The 23,054-nt window shown below is 43.0% G+C and carries 18 protein-coding genes, 1 other RNA gene and 1 pseudogene; 10 read left to right on the top strand and 10 right to left on the bottom strand.

Annotation, left to right across the window (positions count from 1 at the left end; all coding sequences use genetic code 11):
* Positions 1–98: pseudogene (locus EWV84_RS09565) on the bottom strand (RNA-guided endonuclease InsQ/TnpB family protein); the annotation flags it as partial.
* 188 nt (positions 99–286) lie between these two features.
* Here EWV84_RS09565 and dacB point away from each other — a divergent pair.
* The gene (dacB, locus tag EWV84_RS09560) at positions 287–1,174 is read left to right on the top strand and encodes a D-alanyl-D-alanine carboxypeptidase/D-alanyl-D-alanine endopeptidase (protein ID WP_287077816.1); all 888 of its coding nucleotides are present in this window, start codon (positions 287–289) and stop codon (positions 1,172–1,174) included.
* 81 nt (positions 1,175–1,255) lie between these two features.
* Here the strand turns inward: dacB and EWV84_RS09555 are convergent, their stop codons facing one another.
* The 6 genes from EWV84_RS09555 to patD form a co-directional block, all read right to left on the bottom strand.
* Positions 1,256–1,522 carry a DUF6761 family protein gene (locus EWV84_RS09555; protein ID WP_045356196.1) on the bottom strand — a complete coding sequence of 89 codons (267 nt, stop codon included), beginning with the start codon at positions 1,520–1,522 and terminating at the stop codon, positions 1,256–1,258.
* A gap of 214 nt (positions 1,523–1,736) precedes the next feature.
* Positions 1,737–2,711 carry a M48 family metallopeptidase gene (locus tag EWV84_RS09550; RefSeq protein WP_287077815.1) on the bottom strand — a complete coding sequence of 325 codons (975 nt, stop codon included), beginning with the start codon at positions 2,709–2,711 and terminating at the stop codon, positions 1,737–1,739.
* A 277-nt stretch (positions 2,712–2,988) separates the two neighbouring features.
* Positions 2,989–5,124, bottom strand: coding sequence for a glycosyltransferase (locus EWV84_RS09545; protein WP_287077814.1), 2,136 nt, complete (start codon positions 5,122–5,124; stop codon positions 2,989–2,991).
* Positions 5,118–5,342, bottom strand: a complete 225-nt coding sequence (locus tag EWV84_RS09540; protein ID WP_287077813.1) for a hypothetical protein — start codon at positions 5,340–5,342, stop codon at positions 5,118–5,120. The genes EWV84_RS09545 and EWV84_RS09540 overlap by 7 nt, the downstream gene beginning before the upstream one ends.
* Positions 5,343–5,397: 55 nt before the next feature.
* Positions 5,398–7,023 (bottom strand): dipeptide ABC transporter ATP-binding protein, encoded by a 1,626-nt coding sequence (locus tag EWV84_RS09535; RefSeq protein WP_287077812.1) that lies wholly within the window; start codon positions 7,021–7,023, stop codon positions 5,398–5,400.
* A gap of 75 nt (positions 7,024–7,098) precedes the next feature.
* On the bottom strand, positions 7,099–7,455 hold the full coding sequence (gene patD / locus EWV84_RS09530) for a heterocyst frequency control protein PatD (RefSeq protein WP_287077811.1): 357 nt from the start codon (positions 7,453–7,455) through the stop codon (positions 7,099–7,101).
* 229 nt (positions 7,456–7,684) lie between these two features.
* Here patD and EWV84_RS09525 point away from each other — a divergent pair, with 229 nt between their 5' ends.
* From EWV84_RS09525 to leuC, 3 genes are all read left to right on the top strand, one after another.
* Positions 7,685–9,982: a RelA/SpoT family protein gene (locus tag EWV84_RS09525; protein ID WP_287077810.1), complete on the top strand. Its 2,298-nt coding sequence runs from the start codon at positions 7,685–7,687 to the stop codon at positions 9,980–9,982.
* A gap of 157 nt (positions 9,983–10,139) precedes the next feature.
* Positions 10,140–11,138 (top strand): MraY family glycosyltransferase, encoded by a 999-nt coding sequence (locus EWV84_RS09520; protein WP_287077809.1) that lies wholly within the window; start codon positions 10,140–10,142, stop codon positions 11,136–11,138.
* Between the two features lie 281 nt (positions 11,139–11,419).
* A complete protein-coding gene (gene leuC / locus EWV84_RS09515; protein WP_287077808.1) occupies positions 11,420–12,820 on the top strand; it encodes a 3-isopropylmalate dehydratase large subunit in 1,401 nt (466 codons plus the stop codon).
* On the opposite strand, the gene EWV84_RS09510 is transcribed toward leuC, so the two are convergent.
* Entirely contained in the window at positions 12,810–13,007 is a 198-nt protein-coding gene (locus tag EWV84_RS09510; RefSeq protein WP_287077807.1) for a hypothetical protein, read from the bottom strand. The genes leuC and EWV84_RS09510 overlap by 11 nt on opposite strands.
* Positions 13,008–13,036: 29 nt before the next feature.
* Positions 13,037–15,475 (bottom strand): glycosyltransferase family 39 protein, encoded by a 2,439-nt coding sequence (locus EWV84_RS09505; protein WP_287077806.1) that lies wholly within the window; start codon positions 15,473–15,475, stop codon positions 13,037–13,039.
* Between the two features lie 136 nt (positions 15,476–15,611).
* On the opposite strand from EWV84_RS09505, the gene zds reads away from it, so the two are divergent.
* The 6 genes from zds (at position 15,612) to EWV84_RS09475 (ending at position 22,068) form a co-directional block, all read left to right on the top strand.
* A complete protein-coding gene (gene zds / locus EWV84_RS09500) occupies positions 15,612–17,072 on the top strand; it encodes a 9,9'-di-cis-zeta-carotene desaturase (protein ID WP_287077805.1) in 1,461 nt (486 codons plus the stop codon).
* A 171-nt stretch (positions 17,073–17,243) separates the two neighbouring features.
* Positions 17,244–17,939, top strand: coding sequence for an aldehyde oxygenase (deformylating) (locus tag EWV84_RS09495; protein WP_286824574.1), 696 nt, complete (start codon positions 17,244–17,246; stop codon positions 17,937–17,939).
* A 148-nt stretch (positions 17,940–18,087) separates the two neighbouring features.
* Positions 18,088–19,107, top strand: coding sequence for a long-chain acyl-[acyl-carrier-protein] reductase (locus EWV84_RS09490; RefSeq protein ID WP_286824575.1), 1,020 nt, complete (start codon positions 18,088–18,090; stop codon positions 19,105–19,107).
* 360 nt (positions 19,108–19,467) lie between these two features.
* Positions 19,468–20,604 carry a DUF58 domain-containing protein gene (locus EWV84_RS09485; protein WP_287077804.1) on the top strand — a complete coding sequence of 379 codons (1,137 nt, stop codon included), beginning with the start codon at positions 19,468–19,470 and terminating at the stop codon, positions 20,602–20,604.
* Positions 20,605–20,690: 86 nt separating this feature from the next.
* Positions 20,691–20,787: signal recognition particle sRNA small type (ffs, locus tag EWV84_RS09480), an RNA gene on the top strand.
* 9 nt (positions 20,788–20,796) lie between these two features.
* On the top strand, positions 20,797–22,068 hold the full coding sequence (locus EWV84_RS09475; protein WP_287077803.1) for an MFS transporter: 1,272 nt from the start codon (positions 20,797–20,799) through the stop codon (positions 22,066–22,068).
* 36 nt (positions 22,069–22,104) lie between these two features.
* Here the strand turns inward: EWV84_RS09475 and EWV84_RS09470 are convergent, their stop codons facing one another.
* Positions 22,105–22,692, bottom strand: coding sequence for a DUF3782 domain-containing protein (locus EWV84_RS09470; RefSeq protein WP_287077802.1), 588 nt, complete (start codon positions 22,690–22,692; stop codon positions 22,105–22,107).
* Positions 22,693–23,054: the final 362 nt, after the last annotated feature.

Here is a 23,054-nt window from a genome sequence, read left to right as displayed (position 1 = left end):
ACACATTTGTTACGGATGAATTGAGCAGTACGAATAGCATCGTCTATGGCTTGATACTGTTGAGTTTTAGCTTTAACTTTAAACTCTAAGACAAACATTTTACGCAGGGGGTACTCAGACAAAATCAGTATAGCACAATAAAAGTTAAGTTAACAAGCTATAGTTTAAAAAGCCGTCCTAAAAGGACGGGGCTTTAACCCAAAATTTCGGTAACGTTGACACTTGAGCAGCAACTGGTACAATGGTGCGAACGCTTACGAAAACCAGACTCTGACACAAACACAGCATGAAACAACTCCTCAATTGCCTTAATTCCCTGACAGTGGCCAGTGTCGCCACTATCGCTTTGGCCTACCCTAGCATCGCTCAAGTTAATCTGTCTGTTTATCCCTATCCCTCCTCGTCGAACGAATCCATAGAATTATACGTTCCCCCTCCAGAAAGCAATAACACCAATAATACCTGTACTCAATTGATCGGGGCAAATATCGATAAAGTTATTAGTCAAGCTCCCAATCAGTGGGGTATATTAATCGAATCTATCGATCGCCAAACAGTTATTTATAGTCATAACGCCGATCGCTATTTTATCCCTGCTTCTAATACAAAGTTATTTACCACGGCTGCCGCTTTACAGGTGATGAACCCGGAAACGACGATTCAGAAAAAATCCCTGCGCGATTGGGTTAATATCACTAATCAGAGAAGTAATAATTTCTACGCTGAAACTCTTTTTCGCTTTATCGGCGGTTCTAAAAATGTTACTGCCATCTTGGCACAATTGGGCATCAATCCCAGTGGTTTTCGTCTAGCCGATGGTTCGGGATTATCCCGCCGTAATACCGCTACTCCCCGCTCGATCGTGGAAATTTTGCGGGTGATGTATTATTCTCCTAATCGAGACACTTTCTATGCTTCCTTACCGGTAGCGGGAATTAGTGGCACCCTGAGAAACCGAATGCGTCAGACGGCCGCTACTGGCACAGTTTACGCTAAAACCGGCACTCTTACCGGTGTGCGGGCCCTATCGGGCTATCTAGAACACCCCCACCAAGGACCGATGTTATTTAGCATTATCGTTAATAATCAACGGGTTTCTGGACAGGCCCTGGTGAAAGCGATCGATACTATTGTCCTACAGATGACCCAATCTCGTTCCTGTCAAGCTCAGTAGCTCTCTGGCAAAAATCCCCAATTGTCCTGATCAGCTGTCCGCGCATTTAAATTGCTTGTGGAGATGAGGCAAGAGTAAAGGTTAATAATAGCCATAATCTGCTTCAGTTTGGGTTTGGGTTTGGGGGGAGAGATATTCAAAATTAGAAGGATCTCGCAGAAAGCGAAAAATTTCTTCTTCGAGACGATGAATTAGATAGGGTTCTATGGAATTAGAATCGCGTAAACAGGCTAAATAGCCTTCTACATATAGCCGGATCTCATCAAAACGCGAGCCACGGTGCCAAAGATCCACCATGTCATCGGTTAGTCTTTGATAGTAACGAATAGATTGGGTATCTTGGAGCATGGGCAATAGAACAAAAAAGAGAGAGTGGGGGTAAGTGTTTATCGATAATCGTAGGGAGAATTGCTATTCTCAGTCTCCGATATCTCTATTGTACCCACCAAATCGGCAAAACACAGAGGAGGGAATTTTCAGTGATCAGTAAAGGGTGTGGGGTGTGGGGGAAGTAGGGTGTGGGGAGAACAAAGCTGCCGACCGCCGACCGCCTTCGTATAGGTTATTCGTGGTTTTTTTGTCTTTTTGCCCGTTCAATTTCTGCTTGTAGTTCTGCTATTTGTCGCCTCAATCTTTCGCTTTCGCTATCATGAGCATCATTAGCATCAACATTAATCGAGCTTTTAACCCCTGTTTTGGCATAGTTTCCCCGGCGAATTTGACGATAGGATTCCGAGTTAAACCATTCCTGTAGATAATGCACTCTTTCCACGGAAAAAGGATGGGTTAAAAAGGAACCATTACCGCCATTATAAATGAGAAATTTATAAATCTGGTTTAAGTTATCTTGGTCTAATTGTCGGTAGGCTTCCCCTTGGCGAATAAATTCTTCTAAGTTGCATTCATGCAGATATTTTTGACTTCCTCCTGCACATTTCATTAAAGTTCTCAGGACTAAATTTAAATCATCGCTAACTAATAAAGCGGCTCTGTCTGCTGATAATTCTGCTTTTCTTCGCCATTCATAAAAGGCATAAACTAGACCGGTAGTAATGGCTTTTCCTAGTCCTAAGGTGATGCCCCCAAGGAAATTAGCCGCCCCCATCACCCAAAAAGACATTTGAATTAAAATACTATGATCGCATTTTAAATGACCTAATTCGTGGGCAAGAATTACCCGAGTTTCTTCTTCATCTAATAGGTCTAAAAGGGCAGTATTAAGGACAATGTAGGGATGTTCCGAACCCAAAGAATAGGCATTGGCTAAAGGGTTTTGACTGACATAAAGATTCGGTTCTGGGAACATATCTAAATCCCGCAGACATTGGCGATATATACCGTATAAAGTGGCGTATTGACGCGGTCCGACTTTTAGATCATTGCCCATTAATAAAATTTGCTGGGGACGTTCATAGAGATATTCGGAAAAACTTTTCGCTAATAAGTCAAACCCCGGAACTGATCTTAAGGCCTGTTCAGCTTGCTGATCTAGGGGATGTTTAAAAGCTTGACTGGAGATATCAGGATAAGTTGGCATATTTTTTCAAGGAAAAAGGGGAAAGGGAAAAATGATAATTCAGTCGTTAGTCAGAAATAAACGGGCATTAATTGCCAAGTTTTTTAGATTGTCTTGTCAACTTTTTCGAGGCAACCTATGGCATGATAGTCAGTAATTCCTTCTAGAAAAAGTTGGCGTTTATCAAATCAGTAATGCCTCTCAATAGGTTTTTAATTCTGCAAAATTGCGGATTCTAGAGTTTATTTGGTGGCGGTGACATAGAATAAAACTGTGGGAGAAATGAGCTTTATTCTTGTTAACTATCCTTAGCAATAATTCCTAGATTCGATAACAAAGCTTGTAGGTTAGTTTGCACGGTAGCGGGTTGGTATCTCTTAATAGTTTCTAGGGAATTATCAGCGAGTTTTTGCCACAATTCCCTATGATCATAGAGTTCGATCACCGCTCGGGCAAATTCCTCGTCAGTATCGGCAATTAAAACATCTTGGTGGTCAATTAATCCCATACCTTCGGCACCAATTTTTGTGGTAATAGTCGGTAATCCTAGGGAAAGACTTTGACCTATTTTACCCTTCATTCCCGCACCAAATCGCAGGGGTGCGACAAAAACACGACTCTTTTGAAAATAGGGTTCTACTTCGGGAACATAACCGGTAACAATAACTTTATCACTGGCTAATTCTTTCACTTCATCCTTGAGGTTACTTCCCAATAAATTAACGGTAATATCGGGACGAGATGCCCAAACTAAAGGCATAATTTCTAAACATAACCACTTAACTGCATCAATATTAGGAGGGTGATTGTAGCTACCAATAAATACTAAACCGGCTCGCTGGTCAAAGGCAACTTTTTCTGACAGGGAAATTTCCTCGTGAATATTGGGGATTACCCAAACATTTTTCACTCCTAAAGAGGATAAAACCTGCTTTTCGTCTTCGGTTACTACCACGGTTGCTTCCGCTTGGTTAGCATAGTTTAACTCTAATTTTTGATAGGTTTGCCAACTCCAGCTAGTATTTTGATAACTGGGATCGAGATAGTCTTTTTGTCGTTTTAAACGTAGAAAATGCAGGTCGATTGTATCATAAATAATTGGTGCTTTTGTTTTTAAGCGAATTAAATCCATATACTTATCGCACAATTCGGGACGACACAACCAAACTCCATCTATCAGGGGTAAATATTTGATTAATTTTTCCTCTAGATTATATCTTTGTGGTGTGCCATAAATAACCTCAATTCCCATCTGTTGCAGTACAGAAGTATAGGGTTGTTCAGGATAGCCATTATCGGGAAAGAAAATCACTGAATAGCCTAAATTGAGCAGTAGCTTAAGAATATTTAATAAACGCACACAGCCGGATTCTCGATCGTATAGTGGAACGTAGGAATCGATGACTAAAATTGTCGGTTTTCCTTGTAAACGTCGGGCAGCTTTGGGTACATTATTAGCATCGTTATCTAGGTGTTTGGTTAATACCTTTGACCATTTTTCTCGAAACTTAGTTTGATTAATAACTTGATATTGTTTGGTCCCACTGGAAAGGTCTGTTCCCGAGGTGATTCCTTCGTAGTGAATGACGTTAGATTGGGGTTGATAGAGAACTTGATAACCCAATTCTCGGATGGCAAAACATAAGTCTGTATCTTCGTAATACGCGGGGATAAAGTCTTGACAAAAACCACCCAATTGCTTAAATAAATCCGTGGAAACTAATAAACTTGCTCCCGAACAATAGTCCACGGGACGGACATAATTATATTCCGGTTCATCGGGACTATCTAAGCGTCCATAATTCCAACCATCGGCAGAATTCCAGATAATTCCCCCCGCTTCTTGTTGTTTACTATTAGCATAAATTAACTTAGAACCCACCGCACCAACTTGGGGATTATTGATAATTAATTTCACTAAACTTTCTAGACAGTTTTCCAGAATTCTAGTATCGTTATTGAGAAAATATAGGTATTGACCTTTTGCTTGACTAGCCCCATAATTACAGGAACGAATAAAACCAGAGTTTTCCGCATTAGTTAATACTTTAATTCCTGTAACTAAAGTGGCTAATTGTTCTAAGGTTTCATCGCTGGAAGCATCATTAACAATGATTATTTCATAAGCTAAATCAGGACTTAGGTTAACACTCAAGGATTCCAGACAGTTAAAGGTGTAGGCAAATTGGTTATAAACAGGAATAATAATCGAGACTAAAGGATTGTCACTACTGGCAATTTCTAGGGGTCGGGGTTCGGCTAATTTAGCACTTTCAAGCACCTGTTCTTCAAATTCAGAGGAACTCTTTCCTGTGAGAATTTTAATAATTTTTCGTTTCGTCTTTTTGAGTGCTGGTTTCCATCCTTCCTCTTGGAGACTAAAGACAAATTTTTTGAGCAGTTTTTTAACTTTAAAAATAATCATTATTACCATAATTTTTCCTCTAGAGAAAACCAATCTTGTGCTAAATTTAAATCTCTTTCTGCTCTAACAATAGCTCCTTCCTTTAATTGTTGCTTGAGGTAGTTTCTCTGTTGTTCCATAATAAATAATTTAATCGCTTCATTTTCAGGATAATCACTACTTGCCAACCATCGATCGAGAAGTTGCATGGTATCTTCAGGGAGAGTTATCTGAAGTTGTCTGGCCATTTTGTCTTTCCTAACTATATCTAGATAATAACAATTATAAACCCCCAGAGCAATTTTAGTTCCTATCGGGATAAATTCTCGGGGCTGCTGCGATTAATTTTTGGGTGTAGGGGTGTTGGGGATGGCTAAAAATCTGTTCAGTGTCACCCATTTCAACTATTTTACCCGCAGTCATCACCGCAATTCGATCGCAGAGGAATCTCGCTAACCAAAGATCATGAGTTATAAATAAATAAGTTAGATTAAATAACTTTTGTAACTCTAACATTAACTCTAAAACCTGTGTTTGGACACTAGCATCGAGCATACTAACCGGTTCATCACAAATAACTAATTCTGGACGAGTAATTAAAGCGCGAGCAATGGCTACCCTTTGCTGTTGTCCTCCCGATAACTCTCTAGGATAGCGTCGATAAAATTCCTCTACTGGTGTTAACCCGACTCGATCTAACATTTCTAAAACCTGTTTTTTAGCCGTTTCTAGATTAACTTTTTGATGGATAAAAAGCGGATCGGCAATACTTTCTCCCACCGTCATTAGAGGATTGAGACAAGCGAGGGGATCCTGAAAAATCATCTGCATTAAGCGCCGTTTTGGACGCATTTTTTCCCCCGACAAAGGGGTTAAATCTTCTCCTAAAAATTCCACTTTTCCCCCAGTGGGTTTAATTAACTGTAATAGGGTTCTCGATAGGGTACTTTTCCCACACCCCGACTCCCCAACTAAACCGAAAATTTCCCCTCGATACAGTTCAAAATTGACTTCATCTACCGCTTTAATAAATTTCTTTTCTTTCTTGAAAAAACTATCTAAAAAGTTACCTTCCAGGCTATAGTACTGTTTTAAATTATCCACCTTTAACACCGTTTCCTTGCCTTGAATTGCCGTTGATTTTTCCTCCCGTAACTGTAGGTGTAAAGCGGCAGTCAAAAGAGAACGAGTGTAGGGGTGTTGAGGCGCTTTAAAAACTGTTTTTACCAATCCCGATTCGACAATTTTGCCCCCCTTCATCACCGCTAATCGATCGCAATATTCTCCCACCATCGCTAAATCATGGGAAATTAACAATAATCCCATCTGTTCCTCGCTACATAAACGCTTTAATTCCCGGAGAATTTCCGCCGAAACTGTCACATCTAAACTGGTGGTAGGTTCATCGGCAATAATTAACTTAGGGTTTAATAATAAAGCTAAAGCAATGGCCACTCTTTGCCGCATTCCCCCACTAAATTCGTGAGGATATTGGGACCAACGATTAGCAGGAATTTTGACTTTTTCTAGGACAGTACAAGCTTGACTTTTAGCTTGACGATAGGTTAAATTTCCTCGATGAGCTTGCAAAGTTTCCACACAATGATCGCCAATAGTCATCAGCGGATCTAGTCGCGTCATCGGATCTTGAAACACTAACCCCACCTTTTCCCCGCGAAACTTTTCTAACTCTTTGCTAGATAAAGATAAAAGCGATCGCCCTTCAAAGGTAATCTCCCCTTCCACGTGAGTGTGATTAGGTAATAACCTTAAAATAGCCTTACCGATGGTCGATTTTCCACAACCAGATTCACCCACTAATCCCAGAGTTTCCCCTTTGCCTATACTAAAAGACACCCCATCGATCGCCCAAGAGGGAGAACTTAATTCTGTCGGGTAGGCAATTTTTAGGTCTTTAATTTCCAACATGACGCGATCGGTAACGATAAAAGTTAGGACTTAGGGTCAAGTATGCCACACAAACGGCGATCGAGCATTTAATCACTAATCGACAACTGACCCTAACAAAACCCGACAATACCCCTTTAAAGTCGCCACTCGCTCGCTAATTATCTGTAAACGCTTCTCCCGTCCTTGCCGCGCCGAGGCCAAAAATAACCAGTCCGTCTCCAGCAATCGCCAGGATCGATATAGTTCCGTCTGGACCGCGCGCCAACGATTAGCCACCTCTGGGCTTAAATTGTCATCATTTAGTGACAATATCTCCCCTTCTAGACAGGTTTGTAAAGCTTGAAAAGATTGTAACCCCGTGGAAGCGTCCCCATCCAGAAGGGCAAGACTGAAATCCTCCAGTTTTCTTAACAAAGATTTGTAGGCTTGATGGTAATTTGTCGGTAGCATCCAATACAAAGCGCGTTAGAATTTGTTACATAAGATTAACGATTTGCCATCACGGTTGCAAGTCCTCCTCCCGAGCAGAGACAAAAACTTAAAAGAATCCCGCCCTTTTCGCCGATCGATCCGATTCCAGTGTTAGAGAGTTAAGCAATCTGGCATCCCTTCGGCCTAATAATTTTCTAGTTATCCGTCTCCCCCCCCCTCTCGTCCCTATTATCCCCCCGATCTAACCATGAACGCCATCACTGCCATCCAACCAGAAACCCTCACCGTCCTTCCCCGGGCCACGGAACCGAAAAAAGCGTTATTTTTACCCGATTGGCTGAAAGAATGCCTAATTACCTACGAAAACGACCCCCAGAATCCCGATATCGATTTAATCTGCAAGGCTTTTAATTTCGCCCACAAACTCCACGAGGGCCAGTATCGCAAATCCGGGGAACCCTATATCGCCCATCCTATAGCCGTAGCGGGATTACTGCGGGATCTGGGGGGTGATGGGGCAATGATCGCAGCCGGATTCCTTCACGATGTGGTGGAAGATACGGAAGTCACCCCCGAAGAAATCGAGGCTAGATTCGGTGTTGGGGTGCGTAATTTGGTGGAAGCGGTGACAAAACTCTCCAAATTCAACTTTTCTAGCAAAACTGAACGGCAAGCGGAGAATTTTCGCCGAATGTTCCTGGCGATGGCTCAAGATATCCGCGTCATCGTGGTCAAATTAGCCGATCGCCTGCACAATATGCAAACCCTCGAACACCTCACCCCGCAACAGCAGCAACGCATCGCCCTCGAAACTAGAGAAATCTTTGCTCCTCTGGCTAACCGTTTAGGGATTGGCAGATTTAAATGGGAATTAGAGGATTTATGCTTTAAATACCTCGAACCCGATGCTTATCGCACTGTGCAGTTATTAGTATCGGAAAAACGTATCGATCGAGAGGCCCGCATCGAAACCGTCACTAACACATTGCGGGAAAAATTGCAAGAAATTGGCATAAAAGTTCTTGATTTACAGGGTCGCCCCAAACATCTCTACGGCATCTATCATAAAATGCACAATCAAGGCAAAGAATTCGAGCAGATTTATGATATAGCCGCCGTCCGCATTATCGTCGAAACCAAAGAGGAATGTTATCGTTGTTTAGCCGTAGTTCACGACCAATTTACTCCGATTCCTAACCGTTTTAAAGACTATATCGGTTTACCAAAAGCTAACCGTTATCAATCCCTCCATACCACCGTTGTTGGTTTAAATGCCCGTCCCCTAGAAGTGCAGATTCGCACCCTAGAAATGCACCATGTTGCTGAATACGGGATTGCAGCCCATTGGAAGTATAAAGAAACCGGTTCTAGTCAAACAACTTTAACCGCTGCCGATGAAAAATTCTCTTGGCTGCGTAATCTTCTCGACTGGCAAAAAGACCTGAAAGATGGCCAAGAATACATGGATGGTCTGAAAAATAATTTCTTTGAAGAAGATATCTATGTTTTCACCCCCAAAGGTGATGTGGTGGCCCTCGCCCAAGGTGCGACACCGGTAGATTTTGCCTATCATATTCATAGCGAAGTAGGTAATCAGATGAAAGGGGCAAGAATTAATGGTAAATGGTCAGTTCTTGATGCTCCCTTGCAAAATGGTGATCTGGTGGAAATTCTCACCAGCAAGCATAGTCACCCTAGTTTAGATTGGTTAAATTTTGTCGTTACTCCTAGCGCCAGAAATCGCATCCGGCAATGGTACAAAAAATCGCGACGAGAAGAAAATATTAGCCGAGGTCGTGATTTATTAGAGAAAGAATTGGGTAAAACTGGCTTCGATGCCCTGCTGAAATCAGAACGAATGCAATCGGTGGCTAAACAGTGCAATTATGTGGCAGTAGATGATTTATTGGCGGCCTTAGGTTACGGCGAAGTTACCCTAAAAAATGTGGTTAATCGTCTGCAAGAAACAGTTAAAAATCAACAGGAAATTTTAACGGTCAAAAATCCGCCCGATGTCCTGACTGATTCCCAATTGATTCTATCACCTTCTCCCGTTCAAAGGGCTTTACCCGTTAGTAAATCACCGATCGCCGGTGTGGAGGGATTAGTCTATCGTTTGGCCGGTTGTTGTTGTCCTTTACCCGGAGAAAATATTACCGGTATAGTTGCCCATGCGGGGGAAGGCATTGTTATTCACCGTCAGGGCTGCTCGAATGTGGAAAAAGCCGAAGCTGAACGCTTAATTCCTGTTAGTTGGAACCCTATAGATGACCAGGGACGTTATCAAACTTATCCGGTAAATATTCAGATTGAAGTGATCGATCGCGTCGGGGTTTTAAAAGATATTCTCTCTCGTTTAAGTGACCAAAATATTAACGTTCGCAATGCCGGAGTTAAGACTAATTTCGGTAAACCCGCTTTAATTTCCCTGAAAATTGAAGTAAAAGACCTGCAACAATTTGAACGCTGTGTTAGTCAAATTAAGCTGATGATCGATGTTTTAAACGTTCGTCGCATCAGTCAGGTAAAAAGCGATCGAGAGTAGGTTAAACCTAAAATTTCTACTCATATCCCCCAAACGGGGGAGCGCCTTAGCTTTGAAAGTGGGATACTGACACTGACTAAAACCACGATGGCAATATCTGCACTTTTTGTCACCGAACAACGTAGGATCGATAATTAATCTGAGTGCGAAAATCCCTATGTTATTATCCCTACTGTCAGTCATCAGTTTTCTGATTAGTTTTCTGGTGGTTGCCCTGATTAAACAACGTTTTAGTCAACAATTGTTAGATATTCCCAATGAGCGTAGCAGCCATAGTCAACCCACACCTAGGGGGGGTGGACTCGGTTTTGTTGTCGCTTTTGCTCTGACCAGCGGCCTCAGTTATTTTCTCCTTCCTCCTTCCCTACCTCTCATTCCCCTGTGGTTGTCCCTGACTCCTTTAATTATTATCGGTCTTCTCGATGATCGTCGCAGTATTCCCTCTAGTATTCGCTATTTAGTGCAGTTATCCTCCGCTAGTGTTGCGGTCACTTTTTTCGGTGCTTTTCCCCAATCGTGGCTATCAGATTTGGGTTTTGTCGGCAAAATTTTGGCTATTATTCTCACAATTATCGGCCTGACCGCGATCATTAATTTTTATAATTTTATGGATGGTCTCGATGGCTTGGTGGCTGGCTGTACGGCGGTACAATTAGGATTTCTCTCTCTCTATTTTCAGCAACCAATTTTATGGCTTTTAGTGGCAGCTTTAGGCGGTTTTCTCCTCTGGAATTGGTCGCCAGCGAAAATTTTTATGGGTGATGTGGGTAGCACCAGTTTAGGGGCAATTGTCGCTATGGTTTTACTTAATAACCAGGGCAATCAAAGTCAAGCTTGGTCAGCTTTAACTATCACTTTACCTCTGATTGGTGATGCTATTTATACCCTTATTTGTCGATTAATAAGAAAGGAAAATATCTTCCAAGCTCACCGCAGTCACCTTTATCAAAGATTACAAAAGTCTGGCTGGTCTCATCCACAAGTAGCGATTATTTATATGGGGATAACTCTCCTGATTGCTCTTAGTATTAACTACTTAGGAATCCTAGGAGCATGGCTGAGTTTACCTCTGATTCTAGGATTAATTGTTCTCGGAGAAATTTATCTGAACAGGAAAGTTAGTGAGCATAATTTATCAGTGACAAGAAAAGAATAAATTTTTTTTGCTATGGACTGAGGGGTTAGTCAAACCTAGAAAATGTTATGCTAAATCCTGTTTAAAAATTATAGGGATCGGGGGGTAAGGAGCAGAAGTAATTACTCAAATAGTTATTAGCGAAAGTCGTTTATTTCACTCAAAAACCGATGGTTTTAATCTCTGGCAAAAACAGAGCTATTTACCTATTATCCCTACTAACCAAGAGAAAAGAAAAAATTAATATTTATCGGATCAGGTTAGCTGATATGATTAGGGAGATGACTATCATTTCAAGGTCAATGAGCGCAAGAACGTTATTCGATAAAGTCTGGGACGCACACACGGTTAAGATTCTTCCCAGTGGACAGACACAATTATTTATCGGACTGCATCTAGTCCATGAAGTCACCAGTCCGCAAGCTTTTTCGATGCTGAGAGAAAGGGGTTTAAAAGTATTATTTCCAGGACGGACTATTGCCACCGTCGATCACATCGTCCCCACCGAAAATCAGGCGCGTCCTTTCCTTGACGATTTGGCCGAGGAAATGATCCGGGCGATCGAAACTAATGTTCAAACCAATGATATTCCTTTCTACGGCATCGGTTCCGGCAATCAGGGCATAGTTCATGTGATCGCTCCCGAACAGGGTCTAACTCAACCCGGGATGACGATCGCCTGTGGTGACTCCCACACCTCCACCCACGGCGCTTTTGGGGCGATCGCTTTTGGTATCGGAACTTCCCAAGTGCGCGATGTTCTTGCTACCCAAACCCTGTCCCTATCGAAATTAAAAGTGCGTCGAGTGGAGGTAAACGGCGATTTAAACCCCGGTGTCTATGCTAAAGATGTAATTCTCCATATTATCCGTCAATTAGGCGTTAAAGGCGGTGTTGGTTACGCCTATGAGTACGCCGGCAGTACAATTGAACGGATGTCCATGGAAGAAAGAATGACGATTTGTAACATGGCGATCGAAGGTGGGGCCCGATGTGGTTATATCAACCCCGATCAGATCACCTACGATTACCTCAAAGGTCGTGATTTTGCGCCTAAAGACTGGGAAAGTGCGGTTAATTGGTGGGAAAGCATTAAAAGCGATGCCGATGCGGTTTATGACGATGTAGTGGTCTTCGATGCCGGTGAAATCGAACCCACAGTTACTTGGGGGATTACTCCCGGCCAAGGAATCGGGGTTAACGAAGTCATTCCCACTCCCGAAAGTTTACCGGCCAGTGAAAGAGCGATCGCAGAGGAAGCCTATCAATACATGAAACTCACCCCCGGCACCCCAATTAAAGGCACAAAAATCGATGTCTGCTTCGTCGGTAGCTGTACTAACGGCCGGATCAGTGATCTGCGCGAAGCGGCCAAATTTGCCCAAGGTCATCGTGTTGCCCCCAATGTGAAAGCTTTTATCGTCCCCGGTTCCGAAAGAGTCAAAAAACAGGCGGAAGCGGAAGGATTAGACCAAATTTTCCTAGCATCGGGCTTTGAATGGCGCGAGGCGGGCTGTTCCATGTGTTTAGCCATGAATCCCGATAAATTGCAGGGAGATCAGATCAGCGCCTCCTCCTCCAATCGTAACTTTAAAGGTCGTCAAGGTTCCGCTTCCGGGCGTACTTTGTTGATGAGTCCGGCGATGGTGGTAGCGGCAGCGATTAAAGGGGAAGTCACCGATCCAAGGGAGGTCAGGAGATAGGGTGATAGGGTTTTGGGGTGATAGGGTGATGAGACAGCTTCCCCACTTCCCCACTTCCCCACTTCCCCACTTCCCCACTTCCCCACTTCCCCACTTCCCCACTTCCCCACTTCCCCACTTCCCCACTTCCCCACTTCCCCACCTCCCCAATTCCCCACCTCCCCACTTCCCCACCTCCCCAATTCATAATTCATAATTCATAATTCCCACTCTCTTTTAATTTGACTGCCATAATTGCCAAGCTTTAACGAGATTTCCCCCCATCAAGGCAGCCACTGCATTTAAAGTCTTAATTTCCTCACTATCGGGATTTAATTGTCTAGCTTTATCTAAGACTTTTTGGGCTGCTTGCGGTTGCCAATCGTAGAGATAAATAAAACCTTGATAAGCATAATGATAGGGATTATAGGGGTCAATTTTAATCATTTCCTCGGTGGCTTTTATTGCCCCTGCCACATCCTGTTGTAGTACCTTAGAAATTGCTAATCCGTAGGCTAAAGATAATTTATCGGGGGGATTTTGTTGCTGTAAACGATAGGAAAAAGCCTTGTCTGATTGCAGCACATAATCCTGAATAGAATCGTATTGATTGATACGATTAGTTAACTCAAAAATTGGTTCGATACCCGTTAATCCTTGACCAATATTAGCAGACTTTAAGCGCAATTGGGTCACTAAATCTAATTCGGGCGTTGCTAACTTGGAGACTTGAGGATCGATGGTAATTTGAGCATTAGTTTTAATCGGATAGGTTTCCCCGGTTTCCCGATTGAGATAGACAGCAGATAAGCGATAAACTCCGGGGGTTGCTGCCGACTGCATGGCGGTTTTTTCAGTAACTTCAAAACCCTTTTGTTGCTCTTCTGGACTTAATTTTTCTGCCATTAATTCCCCCATAGCAATACCGTGATCGTGCATCCAATAATCCTTACCGTCCACTTCTTGCCAGGTTAAAATCACTATCCCTGACTTTAATTGTTGCCAGTCTCCTGCCCATTTGTAAACCACGGGAATGGGTTGATTAGGAGAAGCTTTTTCGGCAATGGCAATCTCTCTTAATTCCACCTGTTTTGGCGCAGTTTCAAGGGGTTTAACCGTGACGGAGGGGTCTATTTTACGGTGTAGAGAAAGGGTACTATCATCCGGTAGCTGCCAAGTTTTCTCCACTTGGAAATCTGGCCCAGTGGCGACTCGATTAACAATTTTTTTCTGGACATCGGGGACAGAACCCTGTTCACCAGTTTTAGTTAAAAACCAATCTAAAGAATTGACATCCTTTTCGATATCTTCTTCCCGAACTCCCACCTGTCTGCCGGCAACCTGTGAATTATTTTTACCACCGTAGAAAGAGAAAGTATGTTGATTTAATTCGGGGGTGGAAGGTAAAACCCCTAGGGTACTGCGAAGATAGGGAGAATCGGCTAGAATCTCTTTAACTACTTCTTCCTGTTGCCAGCCGGTTTTTAAATAGGGATGGTGTTGTAATTCGGGACTGAAAACGTTAGTAATTATATCTCCCCCCAAGGGGAATAAATTTAAGCTGGTGAGGATAGCGGCAATAGTTATCGTTCCCCAACGGATACTGGGGGCAAAACGACCGCGCCAAGATAATAAACCAACGGATAAAATTAAGGATAAAGTCGGTAAAAGCGGCAAGATATAACGAGCATCTTTATTGATATTGAGGGATGATAATAGGTATCCCCCCAGCAGAAAAACTCCTAACCAAATCCACACAGGACGATTAACCTTATCTTCGGTTTTTCTATGACGTAAGGAGATTAATAATCCCACCAGGGGAACTAATAACAATACCCAAGAAAGAAAATAGGGTAAAACTTGGGCGTAAAATGTCCATGCGTCTGGACTGGTAAGAGGGGGATCTCCCTCCAAAATCGCCGAATCTACCGTGGCACGTTTGCCCGCAGTTAACATTAATAACCAATTCGTCCGATACCAGGGAAAGATTAACAATGCTGCCGTCAAAAAACTGAGCATTAATTGCGCTAGATTACCCCAACGTTTTCGCTGGAGATTTTCGCCCAATACCCACAAAATCGGTAAAAAGAGGAAAAATAGGGCGGTTTGTTTGACTAACATCCCTAAACCGAAAGAAATCCCGAAAGCGATCGCTTTTAGCCAGCCTTGACCACTAAATCGCCACCATGTCAAGCAGAAGTAAGAAAACGTTACAATTGCCGCTAAGGGAAAATCTAAGAGATATTCGAGGCGATAATAGTATAAACCCGGGAGAAATTGACAGATTAAGACCGCCCATAAAGCCACAGTCCCATTAAAGAGGATAATTCCCAATCCGTACACAGAAAAGAGCAGTAGGGCGCTATAGATAGCCATTACCCACATACCCGCGTCAAGACTAATACCAAAGAGATTAAAGAAGGGAATCGTTAAAAGATAGGTTAAAGGGGGAATTTTCGGGGACATTAGCCATAAACTGCGCCACCAATCCCCGTCAAACCAGCGCGGATTTTGGAAAGCTTGGGTATAGATAATCCCACCGTTGAGATAATCAGCCTGATCCCAAGCAGGAATGGTATGATCGAGACTAAACCAGAATCTATCGACTAATATCCCCAATATCCAAATAATAGTGACAATAATTAATCCCTGTCTCCCATCTAGCGATCGTTTCAAAATCACTTCTCCCTACTGCAACTCTCAATTATTCTGCCACGCTCTCAAGTGACCCTGAAAAAATCGCCAGCGAGAAACACCAGATCGATCGGGTAAAATAAAGATTTAGTGAAAAATTGTAACAGGAACTTGACAAATGCGAGTGGTGATCGTTGGTGCAGGATTAGCGGGAATGGCAACAGCTATCGATCTGGTCGATGCGGGCTGTACAGTAGAAATCTTAGAATCTCGTCCCTTTGTCGGGGGAAAAGTCGGTAGTTGGGTAGATGCGGACGGTAATCACATCGAGATGGGCTTGCACGTCTTTTTTGGTTGTTACTATAATCTTTTTGAGTTAATGAAAAAAGTGGGCGCTTTTCAATCCCTACTGCTCAAAGAACACACCCACACTTTTATCAACGAAGGGGGAAAAATCGGCGAATTAGACTTCCGTTTCGCCGCAGGTGCGCCTTTTAACGGTTTAAAAGCCTTTTTTACCTCCTCCCAACTCTCAGCAGCCGATAAAATCTTTAATTCTCTGGCATTAGGTACAAGTCCCATCGTCCGCGGTCTGATAGACTTTCAAGGAGCGATGAAAACGATTCGGGATCTGGACTCGATTAGCTTTGCCGATTGGTTTCGTAGCCATGGCGGTAATGAAGGCAGTTTAAAAAAAATGTGGAATCCGATCGCCTATGCGTTAGGATTTATCGATACGGAAAATATCTCGGCTCGTTGTATGCTGACGATTTTCCAATTTTTTGCCGCTAAAACCGAAGCTTCCGTCCTGCGGATGTTGGAAGGTTCCCCCCACGAATACCTACATAAACCGATTATTAACTATCTGGAAGCCCGGGGCACCAAAATCTCTACCCGTCGTCAAGTGCGGGAAATTCTCTATTCTGGAGAGGGCGAAAATCTGCAAGTTAATGGCATGATCGTCGCTAACGGAGAAACCACAGAAACTATCACCGCAGATGCCTATGTTTGCGCTGGTGATGTCCCCGGTATTCAGCGTCTTATTCCCCAAGATTGGCGAAAAATGCCGATTTTTGACAATATTTTCCGACTAGAAGCCGTCCCCGTCGCCACGGTACAATTGCGTTTTGACGGTTGGGTGACGGAATTAAATGATGCCGAAAAACGGCGACAACTGCAAAAAGCGGTGGGAATTGACAATCTTTTGTACACCCACCAAGCGGATTTTTCCTGTTTTGCAGATCTTGCTCTCACCAGTCCTAGGGATTATTATCGCCCCGGAGAGGGTTCTTTATTACAGTTAGTTTTAACCCCCGGGGATCCTTTTATTAAAGCTAAAAATGAAGATATCGCCCAGCACGTTTTAGCGCAAGTCCATCAGTTATTTCCCTCCTCGCGGGAGTTAAATATGACTTGGTTTAGTGTGGTGAAATTAGCACAAAGTCTCTATCGGGAAGCACCGGGGATGGATGTCTATCGTCCCTCGCAAGCGACTCCTATTGCTAACTTTTTCCTTGCCGGTAGTTATACCCAACAGGATTACATTGATAGCATGGAAGGAGCCACTTTATCGGGTAAACAGGCAGCCAAAGCGATCTTACAACAGGCCGAGCGCTGGAAATCTTTAGCCACGGTTTGAGCAAACAGCCAGCAATCTCCTCTCTTGAGAAGGGATTGCCTCTCAGGGCAAGCTATACAAAAAAGACCGATCGAGCTAGACTCGTAAAAAGATAACTCCATCTAGAAAGCTTACCCTAGACTGGAAAGAACGTCGGAAAAATCTCGTCAGAAATAGGAGTCAATCGAGTTTATGCCAGAGCTTGCTGTACCATTAGAGCTTGATTTCACTAGCGAAACCTATAAATCAGCCTATAGTCGCATTAATGCCATCGTTATTGAAGGCGAATACGAGGCCAATAGCAATTATATTCAATTAGCAGACATCCTCGCCGATAACAAAGAAGAGTTACACCGTTTGGCAAAAATGGAAAACCGTCACATGAAAGGTTTTCAAGCTTGCGGCCAAAATTTGAAAATCACTCCTGATATGGATTATGCCAAAGAATTCTTTTCCTCTCTGCACAATAACTTCCAAATTGCCTACGCAGAAGGTAAAATCGTTACCTGTTTATTGATCCAATCTTTGATTATCGAAGCTTTTGCGATCGCTGCCTATAATATTTATATTCCTGTTGCTGATCCTTTTGCCCGTAAAATTACTGAAGGCGTAGTTAAAGACGAATATTTACATCTCAATTTTGGCGAAGAATGGCTAAAAGCGAACTTTGAAACCGCTAAAGAGGAATTAGAAGCCGCAAATCGCGCTAATCTGCCCATTGTCTGGAGAATGCTCAATCAAGTCGAGGATGATGCTCGCGTCCTCGGTATGGAAAAAGAGGCCCTCGTGGAAGACTTTATGATTAGCTACGGGGAAGCTTTAAGCAATATTGGTTTCAGCACCCGTGATATTATGCGAATGTCTGCCTACGGATTAACTGCCGTCTAAAGCTTGCGCGTCTAGATTTCTTTTTTTCGCCCTGCTGCCGCTCAACACAGAGCGGCACTTTTGTGTAATATATTTAAGAGTCTTAACGATTTCTTAGCAATATCCTAATTTTTATCTAGTGCCATCTAGTCTAACGAAAGAACAATCAATGTTTGGTCTTATAGGTCATCTTACCAGTTTAGAACACGCCCAATCGGTCGCCGACGATCTAGGTTATCCTGAATATGCTAACCAGGGATTAGATTTTTGGTGTGCTGCCCCCCCGCAAATTGTCGATGATTTTCATGTCACCAGCATCACGGGGCAAACCATCAGAGGTAAATATATCGAATCCTGTTTTTTACCGGAGATGTTGTCGAATCGTTGGGTAAAGTCTGCTATTCGTAAGGTGCTAAATGCCATGGCACTCGCTCAAAAAAGTGATATCAACATCACCGCACTCGGTGGTTTTTCTTCAATTATTTTCGAGGAATTTAATCTCAAAGATAATCGACAGGTGCGGAATATCGAGCTAGATTTTGGCCGTTTTACCACCGGTAATACCCACACCGCTTACGTCATCTGCACTCAGGTGGAAACCCTCGCTGAAAAAATGGGCATCGATTTAGCTCAATCTACCGTTGTGGTTTGCGGGGCAACCGGAGATATCGGCAGCGCCGTTTGTCGTTGGTTAAATGAAAAAACCAATACAAAAGAACTAATTTATGTGGCACGCAATCAAGAGCGTTTACAATCTCTCCAAGAGGAGTTAGCACGCGGTAAAATTCTCCCCCTAGAGGAGGCTTTACCCCTGGCTGATATCATTGTTTGGGTGGCTAGTATGCCTAAAGGGGTGGAAATTGATCTAGATAAACTCAAGCGCCCCTGCATTATTATTGATGGTGGTTATCCGAAAAATTTAGGCATGGTATTAAATGCCCCCGATATTTCGGTGATTAAGGGCGGCATTGTCGAGCATTCCCTCGATATTGACTGGAAAATTATGAAAATTGTCAATATGGATATTCCCTCTCGTCAAATGTTTGCCTGTTTTGCTGAGGCGATTTTATTAGAGTTGGAGGGTTGGCAAACTAATTTTTCCTGGGGACGCAATCAAATTACCGTCCCTAAAATGGAACAAATCGGCGCAGCTTCCCGCAAACACGGTTTTCAACCTTTGTTATTTTAACTAATATCCCCAACCCCCCACCGACCACGGAATTAGAAGTTTCAGGCGACAAATAATTAGGAGTGAGCGCTTGACTTTGGCGGCGGCTTGGGTTATAATTGTCTTATAATGGGATGGTCGTGTTAAAATTTTAACGCTTGGATTACCATTATGAATAAACTCTTTTAAAAATATTATCCCAAAATCTGCCGACAAAAGCAAGCAAAATTTTGCCATCAATTGTTAAGTTTTGTTAAGAAAAATAACAATAGTGGCAAGGGATAGGACTCCCTTCGCTGATCAGAGGGCTTTTGGGGGAATTATAGAGATGTGGGCCTGATTTTTAGCTTTCTAGCAAAGACGACAAAACCACTAAACTCTATGAAAACTTGGTTAGAAGAACGCGGTATTTTACCCGCTTACGGTGGTGGGGTAATCATTGGCATTACCCTCTGTTTTTTCGGAGCTGCGACCAATACCATGGCGGGATGGTTGTATGCTATCTGTGGCACGACGAGCGCTGTTTTAATTTTATCGATAATTTTACCCCGTCGTTCCCTTCTTCCCCTGAAAGTGCGTCGTCTTGCCATTGTACCCGTGAGTGCGGGAGACGATCTTAGTATTAGCCTAGAGATAGAAAATACGAGCAATCAGCCGATAAATTTGTTAGAAGTGACAGATATCCTGCCTATAGTTCTCGATCAGCCAAAAATAACCCCAATAGAAGCGATTGCCTCCAAAAGTTGCCATCGTTGGACTTATTATTTACCCACCAGCAAACGGGGTGTTTATCAATGGCAAGAAGTACAATTAAGAACAGCAGCCCCTCTCGGTTTATTTTGGTGTCGTCGTTGTCATCAAGCAGCGGCTAAAGCTTTAGTTTATCCCCAAATTTTACCCTTACAACAATGTCCCCTGATCGATTCCCTCGGTCAAGAGATGGAACAAAAATTAGAAAATAATCGCTATTATCAAAGGGCTAATCAAGGACTTACCCGTAACCTGAGACAATATCGCTACGGTGATTCTACCCGTTTAATTCACTGGAAAACTAGCGCCCGTTTGGGAGAATTTCAAATTCGGGAATTAGAAGTGTTAACGGGAGGACAGGAAGTGATTATCTGTCTCGATACCCTCTGTGATTGGCAAGAAGACAGTTTTGAACGGGCGATTATTGCCGCTGCTTCCCTCTATTTTTATGCCCATCGTCGGCAATTAAATGTGAAACTCTGGACGGGTGAAACGGGTTTAATTCAGGGGGAGAGGAGCATTTTAGAAACTTTAGCTGGTATAGAGGCAAAAGCTAGTCAAAAAAATGCTAATCTGCCTAATTTACCTGTAATTTGGTTGACAAGTAACTTCAATTCCATCGAACAACTCACCCCCGGCAGCCGTTGGTTATTTTTCCTCGCTGCCGATTCTAGGGAGAGTCCTTCACTCTTAGTCCGACAGTTTAGCGGATTGGCGATCGAACCGGAAACTTCTCTACAACAACAATTGCAAAAACCCCCTCGTTGAGGAAATTTCCGTTCACAGTCTAGATTGAGAGGAGATTCTCCGGAAAAAAATGCCCGTATCCCCGAAAAAGATGTTATGATAAAAAAGACTCGGACTCATGCGATCGCAACGCCTTAACCTTGTCAGGACCGGAAGGTAGCAGCAATACGGGATGCTTGTGACTGGCGTGATCTCCGGGTCTTTTTGTTGCCTGTGACGGTCGCTGTTGTGAACGCTTTCAAAACTTTTCGATCGCTTACTGCCGAGACTCGTCGTCAACTACTCTTTCTCTTCGTCACGGCGCTGTTTTTCTGGATAAGTATCACCACTCTTGTCCCCACTCTCCCCACCTATATTAAATCCCTAGGCGGTAGCAAACAAGATATCGGTTTTGTCATGGGGGCCTTTGCTATCGGTTTAATTTTATCGCGCAGTTGGTTAGGCAATTTAGTCGATCGCCGCAGTCGCAAATTAGTGGTTTTATTTGGAACTATTGTCGCCGCTACCGCACCCCTCGGTTATCTATTTTTTCGCGATCTTTCCTCTTTATTCGTCGTTCGCGCCTACCATGGTCTCAGTATCGCCGCTTTTACCACCGGTTACAGTACCCTAGTGGTGGATTTTTCGCCGGTTCGTCAACGGGGAGAGATAATTGGTTATATGAGCCTAACTGCACCCATAGGCATGGGAATTGGTCCAGCTTTAGGCAGTTATCTCTACGAATCGATCGGTTATAACGGTTTATTTCTAGTTTCCGCCACTTCAGGAGCGATCGCCTTTCTCTTGGGTTTCTCCATTCAAGAACCGGACTTCAAGAAAAAATTAGCCCAAATGAAGGCAGAAAATCAGACAATTGAGCGCAGTTTTTGGGCATTATGTCAAGAGCGGGCTTTTTTAGTCCCTACCTTAGTTTTTCTATTGGTCGGTACTTTATTCGGCGGTTTAGTCGCTTTTTTACCCCTGTTTCTCCTCGAAAATCAGATCCCTTTCAGTGCCGGTCTATTCTACAGTTATGCGGCACTATCGGGCGTAATCGGACGGATTTTGTCGGGAGGAGCCAGTGATCGCTATGGACGGGGTTTATTCATCACTATTAGCGTTTTTTGCTATGGTTTATCCATGTTGGTTCTATCTTCTGCCCGATCTTCCTCCGCTTTAATTTTAGCCGCTATCCTCGAAGGTACGGGAGGGGGGATTTTATTCCCTATGTTACTGGCTTTAATCTCCGATCGCTCTGGGCCCCAAGAACGCGGCCGGGCCTATTCTATCTGTATCGGCGGTTTTGATGTGGGAACAGCCTTAGCCGGTCCAATTCTGGGGGTTTTAGCAATTTCCTACGAAACTATGTTTAGTTTATCGTCAGGATTAGCTGTTATCGCTCTCTTTCTCTTTTTTACTCTCTCTAACCCCACCATACGCCATTCTTTTCTCTTCGCTTTCGGTTTAGAAAAAGATCGTTATGCTCTGCGCGGACAATTACAATAAAGCTTACTGAAAAAGTTTTTCCTAGGGCAGGGTTATTTAATAAGTTTGAGCTTGAAAATTATCGGGAATATCTAATTCAAATACTTGGTCATGAATCCGAGCCACATAAAGCCCTTCTTGCAGAATTTTTTCCCGTAATTCCGGGGATAAATCAACCGCTGCTAATATACCATAGAGTTTTTTATCTTTGTGTTCAGGAAAAAAGCGGCGAAACCGTGGCAAAATACTTTTTAATTGAGTAATATCTTCCTGTCTAGCATGACTTTTAACCTCAACGATATAAGCGGTATTTAGCTCACCATTGGTATAGGCAAGAACATCAATTTCTAGGTGTTGTCCTTCTTTACTGACTCGGACACTGGGACTGATAACTTCCATACCAAAGCGTTGTCTGAGAATTGTTTCCATTGAGGGAAGGGCAAGTCCTTCGGTAAAGCTGCCGAATTTGGCACCGAGTCCCCCAATTTGTTTGCCCAGTTCTTTGAGTTGTTTGTCAGTTTCCTTGAGTTGTTGGGCGTTTTCCTTCTGTTGTTGACTGACTTCCTTGAGTTGTTTGTCAGTTTCTTTTTGAGCGGCAGTTAATTCGGCTAAGAGTCGCCATACATCTTCGGATGTGGTTGCCATAGATAATTTTTTCCTTCTGATCTGGTCTATTGCTATTTTAGCTCAAGGGATGACAAAGAGGTTCAAAGGTTGGCAGGATAAACACTCTAGCCATTTGACGGAAAACTATGGCTAATTATAACGTCAATTACTTCCCCTGATTGCTCGCATTCTCTTACTTCTCAAATTAGCGCACTAATTCTCAACCTTACCGAAATTTTGGGTTAAAGCCCCGTCCTTTTAGGACGGCTTTTTAAACTATATCTTGTTAACTTAACTTTTATTGTGCTATACTGATTTTATCTAAGTACCCCGTGGGTAAAATGTTTGTCTTAGAGTTTAAAGTTAAAGCTAAAACTCAACAGTATCAAGCCATAGACGAT

Source organism: Microcystis sp. M_QC_C_20170808_M3Col (assembly GCF_007095505.1).
Lineage (GTDB): Bacteria > Cyanobacteriota > Cyanobacteriia > Cyanobacteriales > Microcystaceae > Microcystis.
The sequence above is the reverse complement of the archived record's forward strand: the minus strand, read 5'-3'. Positions and strand labels throughout refer to the sequence as shown.

Excerpts from the sequence above, each read along its gene's own strand:
- dacB (WP_287077816.1), top strand. The coding sequence starts at position 287 with ATGAAACAACTCCTCAATTGCCTTAATTCCCTGACAGTGGCCAGTGTC.
- EWV84_RS09555 (WP_045356196.1), bottom strand. The coding sequence starts at position 1,522 with ATGCTCCAAGATACCCAATCTATTCGTTACTATCAAAGACTAACCGAT.
- EWV84_RS09550 (WP_287077815.1), bottom strand. The coding sequence starts at position 2,711 with ATGCCAACTTATCCTGATATCTCCAGTCAAGCTTTTAAACATCCCCTA.
- EWV84_RS09545 (WP_287077814.1), bottom strand. The coding sequence starts at position 5,124 with ATGGTAATAATGATTATTTTTAAAGTTAAAAAACTGCTCAAAAAATTT.
- EWV84_RS09540 (WP_287077813.1), bottom strand. The coding sequence starts at position 5,342 with ATGGCCAGACAACTTCAGATAACTCTCCCTGAAGATACCATGCAACTT.
- EWV84_RS09535 (WP_287077812.1), bottom strand. The coding sequence starts at position 7,023 with ATGTTGGAAATTAAAGACCTAAAAATTGCCTACCCGACAGAATTAAGT.
- patD (WP_287077811.1), bottom strand. The coding sequence starts at position 7,455 with ATGCTACCGACAAATTACCATCAAGCCTACAAATCTTTGTTAAGAAAA.
- EWV84_RS09525 (WP_287077810.1), top strand. The coding sequence starts at position 7,685 with ATGAACGCCATCACTGCCATCCAACCAGAAACCCTCACCGTCCTTCCC.
- EWV84_RS09520 (WP_287077809.1), top strand. The coding sequence starts at position 10,140 with ATGTTATTATCCCTACTGTCAGTCATCAGTTTTCTGATTAGTTTTCTG.
- leuC (WP_287077808.1), top strand. The coding sequence starts at position 11,420 with ATGAGCGCAAGAACGTTATTCGATAAAGTCTGGGACGCACACACGGTT.
- EWV84_RS09510 (WP_287077807.1), bottom strand. The coding sequence starts at position 13,007 with ATGAATTGGGGAGGTGGGGAAGTGGGGAGGTGGGGAATTGGGGAGGTG.
- zds (WP_287077805.1), top strand. The coding sequence starts at position 15,612 with ATGCGAGTGGTGATCGTTGGTGCAGGATTAGCGGGAATGGCAACAGCT.
- EWV84_RS09495 (WP_286824574.1), top strand. The coding sequence starts at position 17,244 with ATGCCAGAGCTTGCTGTACCATTAGAGCTTGATTTCACTAGCGAAACC.
- EWV84_RS09490 (WP_286824575.1), top strand. The coding sequence starts at position 18,088 with ATGTTTGGTCTTATAGGTCATCTTACCAGTTTAGAACACGCCCAATCG.
- EWV84_RS09485 (WP_287077804.1), top strand. The coding sequence starts at position 19,468 with ATGAAAACTTGGTTAGAAGAACGCGGTATTTTACCCGCTTACGGTGGT.
- EWV84_RS09470 (WP_287077802.1), bottom strand. The coding sequence starts at position 22,692 with ATGGCAACCACATCCGAAGATGTATGGCGACTCTTAGCCGAATTAACT.